Source organism: Comamonas denitrificans (assembly GCF_017368815.1).
Classification (GTDB): domain Bacteria; phylum Pseudomonadota; class Gammaproteobacteria; order Burkholderiales; family Burkholderiaceae_C; genus Comamonas; species Comamonas denitrificans.
On the sequence record NZ_JAFNME010000052.1, the window covers coordinates 1 to 10,242 of the forward strand.

Consider the following 10,242-nt stretch of genomic DNA (forward strand, 5'->3'; position numbering starts at 1 on the left):
AGGCCAGCTTCTGCACGCTTGAGCGCATCGATGATTTGGCTGTCTGTAAAACGTGACTTCTTCATAGTAGAGATTCTCCTTTGGAGGCATCTACTTCTCAAGACGCTGGTTTTACGGGGGGATTACCTTCCCAGCCCTACCTTTCCAGCTCAAGGGCGAAGCCCACTTGGAAGGCTGCTTCTTTTTAACCTTCTTACCCTCCGCATCCTCAACCACAACCGTTTCTGAAAACCAAGCCTTTTTCAACTTGACTTCATAACGCACATATTTTTGGCTGATTTTAAAGATATCCTTTGCAATATCAGTTGATAAGCCACAAAACGACTTTGGTGTTACGTATGACTTTACGTAAGCTGCAATATCAAACTTATTACATTTACTGATCTTGGTGTAGCAGTTCCAATCAGAATTCCGGTACTCTACAGCAGCTTTACGCTTGTTTTTTTTAATCATATCCCCTGAGAACAACGTAAGCCCACGCCGAGCAAGCTCAAGAATACGGTTGTTTGCTTTATTCTTGTTCCCACTGTAGATGAGGTAAGTCAGATGTAGCTCTTCAAGCTCAACGTTTTTCATAGTGAATTTCTTCACAGTCTCAGTAGCTACTCCGCACTCCAGCAACCAGTATTGAAAGAAATATAGTGCAAACAACGATACCTCATATACTGCATTTTCCAAAAGTGCATTTAGTCCGCAAACAGCACCTGGAACACTCACGCTGACGTCATAGGCATAAATGTTCAGCTTGCCATCTACATAGCCACCTTTTGGGCTAATCCACATAGTGGCTTTTCCACACTTAAACTTAAATGGTACTTTTGCAAGGCTAGTAGCACTACGAGCTTTAATCTCCCCTGTTGGATCTGTCCTCTCATCTTTAACATAAGGCAAGTCCTGACCGAAAGCTTCATCAGGAACGCTTATGCGAGCGGTTAATGTATCTGCCATTTTCTTTGGTTTCCTAAAATTAGTGTTTGTGGCTTAAGCCTTGACTAGATGAGTACAAAGCATGTGAACGGTTTGTTGAGTAGCTAGGTAGTAGTGATGTAATGACCATTACTAGGAAAGCACTCAGTGCTCGCAAGTCCTACTGCACGTCAAAAATCAACTTTTTGCCTAGCTACAAAGTGATTTACAGCATTAGATATTTCAGTTTTGAGGGTCCATAACTTTTCAAGTTACGTCCGCCGCACACACGCTGAAAGCGCAGATGAATCGCACTTTCGCTATGCTCCTTAATTCATCTTCATCAAGTGCTTGCGCAGCACTCCCACATTCCATGCAGTGATGCGTTCTGAAAATTTGACAGGGGCTGGAATGAGACCAGCTTTGACATGACGCCACGCGGTTGCACGCGAGCAGGCATACAACGCGAGCACTACAGGCAAGCGCACATGCGCCGCATCTGGAAGGCTGTCGAACTTAGCCAGTGCAGGATCTACACGAGCCAGCTGTCCATCGACCGCAGCATCTACTTGAGCAGGCTGAGCAAGGGTGAAGTTTTGGCTTTTCGCCATAGTTTTTCTCCTGTGCTACGAGCAACTTGCGACATGCAAGTGCCCTAGCCAAGAGCCTTTACAGCTTTTGAAAATTTGTTCTTGAATGCCTCAGAATCCGCATGAAATAAGGACTTTTCACGCTATCAAGCTCTGCACAGTGCAACATAAGAAGTGGGTTCCTCATGTTCACTCCATCTTGGTGAGAGGTATGAGATAAGAGGTAAGAATTTTTAGCAATATTGCAAGGTAAGAGATAGGAGAAATAGTGCAAAATCTGAGGTAGGAGATAGGAGGCTTTGGAGTGCTTACAGCTCAATGAGTCACAAAAAATTTATATGTGTGCACACACACACTTTCAAAAAATTTTCTTAAAAGAAGTCTTATGGAATTACTAAAAACAACCTATTCTGATTTCCTAGATAAAGTAACATCTAGTCATCTCGATTATCTAATCACCCATAAAAATGACTCATTTACAATATACGAACCCAAAATAAAACAACGGATTAAAGACAAATTAGAAATTTTTATTACAGAAAAATCAATAAATATTGAAGAATTAAAAGAAAATATTGATAAAAAAGTCAAGGATTACTTGAAAGAAATTACACCTCAAACCAAACTACCAATAACATCCTGGATGCGATTAGCAATAATAATTAATCAACATCATCAAATAAATATTAAAAATATAATAGAATATTATAAAGAATGGAGGTCTAACGAAGGTCGTGGCATTCTCATACTTTCATCACCAAAGCACAATAAAACTATTTATATAGACTCTTTTATTTTAAAAGGAACTAATGAAATAGAAGAATTCAATCACAAATGGATTGGTTTAAAACCAGCATTGATTAAAAACACACCAAGAAATAATAAAAGAAAAAAGCCAGATTCTGGAGTCGGGCAAAGAAACTATTCAAATATAAAAAGAGCTATTAATGCTGCTGCAGTCGATATTAATTGCAATGAAATTTACTACCAGACATACATAGATAATAACAATAAAAAATTACATGAGTTCAATGGAAATATTTCATCGCTGTATAGATTCATGACAGAAAAAAGAGGTTTATCTGTTAAAGAATCTGTATTTAGAAAGGTGGTCTCCGATTTTATTAAAACTTATTATAGAAAAAATAGACCACCAAGAGAAATAACCAAGCCTAAAACAATATAATATTCTTTAATCTTAAAAAATCAATTTTTATTTGCAAATAGATTCAATTTGATCAGCCCAGACCTGCATCATCTTTTCTCTATCTTTAAAATAGTCAGCATGGTTATAAGTTTGACGAACAGCATTAGGTTCAGTATGAGCAAGCTGCCTTTCAATCCAGTCCGATGAAAAGCCCATTTCATTAAGTGTTGCATCCCGGACGATCATATGGTCGCTTATTGAACAACTCAGGGTGAGTTTGATGCCACTGTTTCATGGCCTGCATAGGTGTTTTGCTGTGCAATGCTGACTGGGGCAGTTGGTGGTTGTACAAGGCCACGTAGCGCATGAGCGTCTGCTCCAGATCTTCGGCGCTGTTGAAGCGGTGGGTCTTCAGGACATCGGCAATGCGCCCGTTGAAGCGTTCGACCATGCCATTGGTTCGGGGTGTCCTGGGCTTGGTCAACCGGTGCTCTATGCCCAGCTCCTGGCACAACTGGTCGAACTCATGGTTGCCACTGGGCTGGCGCTCACGACTGGCAAAGAGGCGATCGGTGAACTCCTTGCCGTTGTCGGTCAGCACTCTGGTGATCTGGATCGGGCAGGCCTTGTGCAAGGCATGGAGGAAGACCCGAGCGCTGGCGGCCGTCTTGTTGCCTTTGATCTGCACGAACACCCAGCGCGTCGCCCGGTCAATGGCCACAAACAGGTAGCGGCGCTTGGTTTCGTCCTGCATCTGCGGCAGGTACTTCACATCCACGTGCAAGTAGCCAGGCTCGTAGCTTTTGAACGCCTTGTGCGCCTGGGCAGGCTCGGCGGGCTTGAGTGACCTGCCCCCTCCAGCCATACCACTCAGTTGGAGAGAGGTCCAAGGGTTTGCAGGTTAACTGATCCTGCGTCGGTGGTTGATGGGTTTGGCTTGCGGTGCTTGGCGGCAAACTCAGCCGGAGGTATCCGTCCGATCGTTCCGTGTGGTCGCACCTCGTTGTAGTCTTGGCGCCAGATGGCGATGACCTCGCGGGCCTGCGTCAGGGATTCGAACCAGTTCTCGTTGAGGCATTCGTCCCTGAACTTGCCGTTGAAGCTCTCGATGTAGGCGTTCTGGGTGGGCTTGCCCGGTTGGATAAGGATGTGCTGAATACCTCGTGCTTGCATCCATGCCATGAAGGCTCTGCATGTGAACTCCGGTCCGTTGTCGGTTCTGATGGCCTCTGGGTAGCCCCTGAACCGCGCGGCTTGATCCAGGATGCGGGTGACGTATGCGCCAGGCATGGACAGGTCCACAGCGATGTCTATGCACTCACGGGTGAAGTCATCGGCGATGGTCAGGCACTTGATGCGTCGGCCATTGGCCAGTGAATCGCTCACAAAGTCCAGGCTCCATGTTTGATTGACGCGTGTAGCCGCCACCAGAGGTGTGCGTTCACCGCGGCACTTCTTGCCCTTGTTGCGCTTGCGAACAGCCAAGCCTTGCGCACTGTAGAGCCGGAACACCTTCTTGTGGTTGGTGCCGGGCAATTCGGTGCGCAGCATGTCGTGCACGCGGCGATAGCCAAAGCGCCTGCGCTCCATGGCTACGGCATGGATGCGCTCACCTAAGCGCACGGTGTGTGCATCGGGTTGCGGCGGATGGCGCCAGGCATCTCGAGACAGCCCCACAAGACGGCAGGCCCGGCGCTCAGACATCTGGGTGTGCTCCAGCATCTTGGCGATGGCCTTGCGCTTGTCCTGCGGGGCTAGCGCTTTACCCCAAAGCCGACCTTGAGCGCCTCCAGATCGAGGTGTGCCTCGGCCAGCAGCTTCTTGAGGCGGGCGTTCTCGACTTCCAAGTCCTTGAGGCGGCGGGCCTCATCAGCCTCCATGCCACCGTACTTGGCGCGCCACTTGTAGAACGTGGGCTCGCTGAACCCGCCTTGGCGGCAGACATCCCTGACTGGCAGGCCTGACTCTGCCTGCTTCAAGAACCCAATGATCTGCTGCTCCGTGAATCGACTCTTCTTCATATCCGTCATTCTCCAGGTTGACGGACCTCACTTCCATTCGGCTGGTACGGCTGTGAGGGGGCAGGTCAGTCAGGCATTCGGCCATGGGCATCGAGCTGGGCAAATTCGCGGTAGATCGGGGTGTCAAAGAAAGTTTCCTCCATGCCCAGATCCGACAAGCTAAACCACTGCTGCATGCAGTGGATGCGCAGCATGGTCTGCAGTGCAAAGGGTGGGCGGCCGTTCTTGCCTTCGGGGTAATACGGGGCAATGAGCTCGACCAGTGCTGCCCAGGGAACCACCAATTCCATCTCATCGAGCAATTGCTGCTTGCAGGTTTTTTTGGTGCTCAGGTTCAGATCAAGGCTGCTTTGCTTCATGCGCTGAGACGATGCCACGGCCTGCTGACACCTACCAAACAGCGGGGGAGGTTTTGCAGGATTTCCTTAACTGTCTGGCGGCAACTCGCCAGCGAGGCAGTCACACCGACCTCAATTTAAACCAACCAGCCTCCTCGAAATCCGGGGCTGTTCATGTCGAGGCAAACGATAAAGCCTACACGTCAGAACACCGACCAGCCGGTGAACTCCGATAACTCCTGCAGCGCGCGCGTGCCGAGCAGTGAATTGCCAAACGCATTCAGGCCAGGAGACCAGACCGCGATCGATGCATGTCCCGGAACGACCGCCAGAATGCCGCCTCCGACGCCACTCTTGCCGGGGAAGCCGACCGAATAGGCAAAGTCGCCTGAACCATCATAGTGCCCCGCGAGCAACATCAAGGCGTTGATGCTGCGTGCCTGAGCTGGGTTCAGCAGGTGGGCTGCGGAGTCGAAGCCGGCCAGGAACCGGCCGGCGCTGGCCAATTGCTCGCAGTTCATCGTGATCGCGCATTGGCGACAGTAAATCTGCAGCAGACGTTCGCATTCCATGTGCAGATTGCCGCACGAGCGTAGAAAGTACGCCAGAGAGAAGTTGCGGTAGGCCGTGCGGTATTCCGAGGCGGCAACCTGTTCATCAATCGAGATCCGGTCATCTCCAGCCGCCGTGCGAACGAAATCCATCAGTCTATCGAGTCCGCCGCCCGCGTCAGGCGCATCAAGCATGGCGTCGGTGGTGACCAGTGCGCCCGCATTGACGAAAGGATTGCGCGGTTTGCCGCCTTCCTGCTCAAGCTCGATGACCGAGTTGAAGGTGTAGTTAGATGGTTCCTTGCCTACCCGCTTCCAGAGCCGGTCGCCGTGACGGCCCAATGCGATCGCCAGTGAGAAGACCTTTGAGATGCTCTGGATCGAAAACGGCGTCGCAGCGTCGCCCGCGCTCAGCCGCTCTCCGCTGGCCAGGCACACACTGATCCCGAACTGATGCACATCAACGCTGGCCAGTTGCGGAATGTAGTGCGCCACCCGGCCGCGCTTGTGTGCGCGCTTCATGCGCGCGTCGAGCCCTACCAGAAAGCCCTGGAGCGTTTCCAAAGCGGCGTGGCCCATCGTTCAGGCCAAGTAACGCCGCGCCAGCAGCACCCAGTATGCAGCGCCAATGGCCAGGTTGGCGTCGTTGAAGTCGTAACCCGGGTTGTGCACCATGCAGGCGCCCAGCTTGTCACCATCCCCGTTTCCGATCAACAGGTAGCTGCCGGGGCACTTCTCCAGCATGAAAGCGAAATCTTCGCTGCCGGTGAGTGGCGGGGCCTGCAGCACGACGCGCTCGGCGCCAACCAATTCGGTGCCAATCTGACGGGCGAAGTCGGTTTCATCCTTGCTGTTGATCAGTGCCGCGTAGCCGCGCCGATAGTCGATTTCGGCCTTGACGCCAAAGCACTGCGCCTGTGCGTGAACGATTTCGGTAATGCGCTGCTGCAGCAGGCTGCGCACTTCGGGGTCGAGAGCGCGCACGCTCAGCTCGAGATGTGCGCTGTCGGGGATGACGTTATTGGCGCGCCCGGACTGCAGCACCCCCACGGTCACCACCGCTGTTTGCAGTGGATCGACGTTGCGCGAGACGACGGTCTGCAACGCCATCACCAGGCTGGCAGCCGCCACCACCGGATCGGCTGTCTTGTGCGGCACAGCACCGTGACCACCGTGGCCTACCAGCGTAATGTAGACCTTGTCAGAGGAGGCCATCATTGGGCCTTCGCGAAAGATCAAGTGCCCCTGTGGCCAGCCGGGCATGTTGTGCATGCTGAAGATAGCGTCACATGGGTATTTGTCGAACAGGCCGTCGTTGATCATGCGTACGGCGCCACAGTCGCTGGTGCCGTATTCCTCCGCAGGCTGGAAGATCAGGTTGAGTGTCCCTGAGAAGTCACCCTGCTCTGCCAGCACCTTGGCTGCCGCCAACAGCATGGCCGTATGTCCGTCGTGGCCGCAGGCGTGCATGACGCCCTGGTTGCGACTTGCGTACTGCAGCCCCGTGGTTTCCTGGATCGGCAGTGCGTCCATGTCCGCGCGCAGACCCAGCGTGCGCGTGCCGTCGCCACGCTTGAGTTGCCCGACCACACCGGTTCCGCCCAGGCCGCGCTCAACGTGGTAACCCCACTCCCGCAGTCGCGCAGCCACTAAATCACTGGTACGCAGCTCTTCGAATGGCAGCTCGGGGTGCTGATGGATATCACGGCGCAAAGCAATGAATTCGTCTTCGTGTGCGCGTATCGCCTGCAAGGTGTCTTGAACAGTCATGCTATGAACTCACAGTCTGGCAAAATTCGCCTAGTAATCATTTCTGTAGTTCCTTGTCACCGCCGGTTTCGCGCATGAGCAGAATGCCTACGATGGCGATCAAGCTGGTGATAAGGACGTAGAGCGCTGGCGCTGCCGGGTTGCCGGTCACCTTGATGAGCCAGGTGATCACCAGTTGCGCGGTGCCACCAAACAGCGCCACGCCAAAGGCATAGGCAATCGACAGCCCGAGCGCGCGTACATGACCAGGGAACAGCTCCGGGATGGCCACCAGCATTGGCGCGCCACCAATGCCCGTGAGCAACGCCAGCAGCGCAGTCGCCAGTGCCAGAGTGGCAAAGCTGGTGTGCTCAATGAGCAGCATGTAAGCCGGATAGACCAACACGAACAATGCCACGCGAGCCCAGAGCATCACGGGTTTGCGCCCATACAGATCTGACAGCCAGCCCCCCAGCAGCGCACCCGCCCAGGTCGCCACGCCGAATACGATGGTCGCCGACATGGCGATCGTCGCGGAGAGCTTGAGCGTGGTCACGGCATAAGTGGTCATGTAGATCGCCGCATAGGTCGAGATCGTCACACCCAGGATGACCATGAGCGCCAGCATGATCGGTCGCAGATGGTGCCGGATATCGACCAGCGGGCTCTTGATGGGTCCGCTATGCGTGGGATGCTCGAGGCTCTCAGGCATGTGGCGGCGCAAAAAGAAAGCAATGGGGATCAATGCCAGACCGAGCAAAAAAGGGATACGCCAACCCCACGCCAGCATCTGCTCCTTGCTTAGCGCCAGCGTGAGCACAATGCCGACGACGCCAGCCGCCATCGAGGCTATGCCTTGGCTGGCAAGCTGCCAGCTGCCATAGAGGCCGCGCCGCCCCTGGGGTGCGATCTCGATCAGATACGTCGTAGACGGCCCGACCTCGCCGCCCAGGGCCAACCCCTGCACCAGCCGACAAACAATGACGATGATGGGTGCCGCCAATCCGATGCTTGCGTATGAGGGGGTGAGCGCCATGCCGATCGTGCCGATCGTGATGAGCGCAATGGTCAACAGCATGGCCGGCTTGCGTCCTGCACGATCAGCAAAAGAGCCGATCAGCAGCCCGCCCAAAGGACGCGTGATGAAGCCAACGCCAAACACTGCTACCGACAGCATCACCGTGACCAGCGGCTCGTCAGCAGGAAAGAAGGTCTGGCCAATATACACCGCGAAGAACGCGTAGGTGGTGAAATCAAAGAACTCCAGCGCGTTGCCCGCCACTGTTGCAGCCACGACGCGGGGATGCACCTTGCTCTTCGCGGCAGTTGAATTGTTCGATACGCGCTGGGATGTGGGCGGCAACGCAACGTCGCCCATACTGGAATTTTGAACGCCCATGAATTTGTCTCCGGATGATTGCTGCTGCCTTGGACGACAGCGTGCGAAATCATAGGAATCATGATCAAATGCGTCTAATGCATAATTTATTCTGAATGCATTCAAAAAACTCATGCGACAAAGAAAATGAACCTGCGCCATCTGGAGTACCTGCTGGCTGTGGCGGACACCGGTTCGTTCAGCCGCGCCGCGGAGCGGTGCCACATCACCCAGTCCGCCCTGAGTCGCAGCATTCAGACCCTCGAAGACGACCTCGGAGCACGTCTGATCGACCGAATGGGCAAGCGCAACGAGTTGACGCCGTTCGGCCAGACCGTTGCAAGCCGGGCGCGCCGCATGGTGCTGGATGCCGTTGAGCTAAAACGCAGCGCACAGCTATTGCAAGAGGGCTACTTGGGGGGCATCCGCATTGGGCTCGGCGCGGGGCCTACTGCACTGCTGATGCAGCCCTTTCTGCGTTACATGGCCAGCATGCATCCGAGAGTGCAGGTCAGCCTCGAATCCGGCCCCCCCGAGTTGCAGACCAACCGCTTGCGCGAACGTGGATTCGACGCACTGGTCGTGGATCTACGCAGCGTCACGCCTGCTGATGACCTTTTGATCGAAGATTTGGGCCAAATGCGCGGTGGTTTCATCTGTCGCGTGGGTCACCCCCTTGCCAAACTCAACACCCCCATTACATTTGCACACCTCCAACGCTATCCGTTAGCGTCGACTTCACTCAATCCGGAGTTGGCACGTCTTCTGATCACCCGCTATGGGCCCGCAGCTGACCCCCAGGTCGCGGTGACCCTGCGCTGCAACGATATCAACAGTTTGCTACACGCGGTACACGGCAGTGACGCGGTGTTCCTCGGCCTCATCAGCCCCGCGCGTGAAGCCATCGCCAATGGTAGCTTGGTGGAGTTGCCCATCACTCCGGCGTTGAATGAGGGCGCACGCTTTGCGTTCGTTACCCTGGCCGACCGCACTGAAGCGCCTGCCATGGGAATTTTTCGCCAGTTTGTGGCCGAACATCTGCATGACTGAGAGTCTCTTGGGACATCCTGAACAACTCGGCTGCGCAAGTGCTACATGGCTGATGTTTTTCAGATGACGCAATCGCACCGTTTTAATTCGCGGTAGATCGGGGTGTCAAAGAAAGCTTCCTCCATGCCCAGATCCGACAAGCTAAACCACTGCTGCATGCAGTGGATGCGCAGCATGGTCTGCAGTGCAAAGGGTGGGCGGCCGTTCTTGCCTTCGGGGTAATACGGGGCAATGAGCTCGACCAGTGCTGCCCAGGGAACCACCAATTCCATCTCATCGAGCAATTGCTGCTTGCGGGTTTTTTTGTTTCACGATTACTCCAGTACCGCAATTCGCTGGACTACGCCAAGGCTCGATACAGCAGTTTTATCAAACACTTAGGTGGGTTCAACATATGCCGGTGCTTTCCGAAACTTGACCCGGCTTCCCCTCGCGTGGCTCCCATGCGGCTCTTGGAAACCGGGCTTTCCGAGGAGTCATCATGGCGAAGATCAAGCTCACCAAGTCCGCAG

Annotated in this window: 9 protein-coding genes and 3 pseudogenes; 2 read left to right on the plus strand and 10 right to left on the minus strand. The window is 53.7% G+C overall.

All coding sequences use genetic code 11. The features are described from left to right. Positions 1 to 111 precede the first annotated feature (111 nt). Positions 112 to 948 (minus strand): hypothetical protein, encoded by an 837-nt coding sequence (locus J1777_RS13670; protein WP_207576233.1) that lies wholly within the window; start codon positions 946 to 948, stop codon positions 112 to 114. 287 nt (positions 949 to 1,235) lie between these two features. Continuing rightward, a complete protein-coding gene (locus J1777_RS13675; protein ID WP_242700551.1) occupies positions 1,236 to 1,517 on the minus strand; it encodes a helix-turn-helix transcriptional regulator in 282 nt (93 codons plus the stop codon). A gap of 364 nt (positions 1,518 to 1,881) precedes the next feature. On the opposite strand from J1777_RS13675, the gene J1777_RS13680 reads away from it, so the two are divergent. Then, the gene (locus J1777_RS13680) at positions 1,882 to 2,682 is read left to right on the plus strand and encodes a hypothetical protein (RefSeq protein ID WP_207576234.1); all 801 of its coding nucleotides are present in this window, start codon (positions 1,882 to 1,884) and stop codon (positions 2,680 to 2,682) included. A 27-nt stretch (positions 2,683 to 2,709) separates the two neighbouring features. Here the strand turns inward: J1777_RS13680 and J1777_RS13685 are convergent, their stop codons facing one another. From J1777_RS13685 to J1777_RS13715, 7 genes and pseudogenes are all read right to left on the minus strand, one after another. Next, entirely contained in the window at positions 2,710 to 2,889 is a 180-nt protein-coding gene (locus J1777_RS13685; protein WP_341352964.1) for a hypothetical protein, read from the minus strand. Beyond that, positions 2,864 to 3,490: pseudogene (locus tag J1777_RS13690) on the minus strand (integrase core domain-containing protein); the annotation flags it as partial. The gene J1777_RS13685 and the pseudogene J1777_RS13690, both read right to left, overlap by 26 nt. Positions 3,491 to 3,513: 23 nt before the next feature. After that, positions 3,514 to 4,664, minus strand: a protein-coding gene (locus tag J1777_RS13695; RefSeq protein WP_423220554.1) for an IS3 family transposase whose coding sequence is annotated in 2 segments (ribosomal slippage) — positions 3,514 to 4,418 and positions 4,418 to 4,664 — 1,152 coding nt in all. Because the reading frame shifts where the segments join, the coding sequence is not laid out codon by codon here. 68 nt (positions 4,665 to 4,732) lie between these two features. Continuing rightward, positions 4,733 to 5,023: pseudogene (locus J1777_RS13700) on the minus strand (transposase); the annotation flags it as partial. 182 nt (positions 5,024 to 5,205) lie between these two features. Next, positions 5,206 to 6,132 carry a glutaminase gene (locus J1777_RS13705; RefSeq protein ID WP_087866408.1) on the minus strand — a complete coding sequence of 309 codons (927 nt, stop codon included), beginning with the start codon at positions 6,130 to 6,132 and terminating at the stop codon, positions 5,206 to 5,208. Between the two features lie 3 nt (positions 6,133 to 6,135). Continuing rightward, positions 6,136 to 7,323, minus strand: a complete 1,188-nt coding sequence (locus J1777_RS13710) for a M20 aminoacylase family protein (protein ID WP_207576236.1) — start codon at positions 7,321 to 7,323, stop codon at positions 6,136 to 6,138. 37 nt (positions 7,324 to 7,360) lie between these two features. Then, a complete protein-coding gene (locus J1777_RS13715) occupies positions 7,361 to 8,842 on the minus strand; it encodes an MFS transporter (RefSeq protein WP_242700552.1) in 1,482 nt (493 codons plus the stop codon). Between J1777_RS13715 and J1777_RS13720 the strand changes: the two genes are divergently transcribed. Next, positions 8,828 to 9,730 (plus strand): LysR family transcriptional regulator, encoded by a 903-nt coding sequence (locus tag J1777_RS13720; RefSeq protein WP_207576237.1) that lies wholly within the window; start codon positions 8,828 to 8,830, stop codon positions 9,728 to 9,730. The genes J1777_RS13715 and J1777_RS13720 overlap by 15 nt on opposite strands. A 71-nt stretch (positions 9,731 to 9,801) precedes the next feature. On the opposite strand, the pseudogene J1777_RS13725 reads toward J1777_RS13720, so the two are convergent. Beyond that, positions 9,802 to 10,014: pseudogene (locus J1777_RS13725) on the minus strand (transposase); the annotation flags it as partial. Between the last annotated feature and the right edge of the window lie 228 nt (positions 10,015 to 10,242).

Coding starts and splice junctions, on each gene's coding strand:
- J1777_RS13670 (WP_207576233.1), bottom strand. CDS start 948: ATGGCAGATACATTAACCGCTCGCATAAGCGTTCCTGATGAAGCTTTC.
- J1777_RS13675 (WP_242700551.1), bottom strand. CDS start 1,517: ATGGCGAAAAGCCAAAACTTCACCCTTGCTCAGCCTGCTCAAGTAGAT.
- J1777_RS13680 (WP_207576234.1), top strand. CDS start 1,882: ATGGAATTACTAAAAACAACCTATTCTGATTTCCTAGATAAAGTAACA.
- J1777_RS13685 (WP_341352964.1), bottom strand. CDS start 2,889: ATGATCGTCCGGGATGCAACACTTAATGAAATGGGCTTTTCATCGGAC.
- J1777_RS13705 (WP_087866408.1), bottom strand. CDS start 6,132: ATGGGCCACGCCGCTTTGGAAACGCTCCAGGGCTTTCTGGTAGGGCTC.
- J1777_RS13710 (WP_207576236.1), bottom strand. CDS start 7,323: ATGACTGTTCAAGACACCTTGCAGGCGATACGCGCACACGAAGACGAA.
- J1777_RS13720 (WP_207576237.1), top strand. CDS start 8,828: ATGAACCTGCGCCATCTGGAGTACCTGCTGGCTGTGGCGGACACCGGT.
- J1777_RS13715 (WP_242700552.1), bottom strand. CDS start 8,842: ATGGCGCAGGTTCATTTTCTTTGTCGCATGAGTTTTTTGAATGCATTC.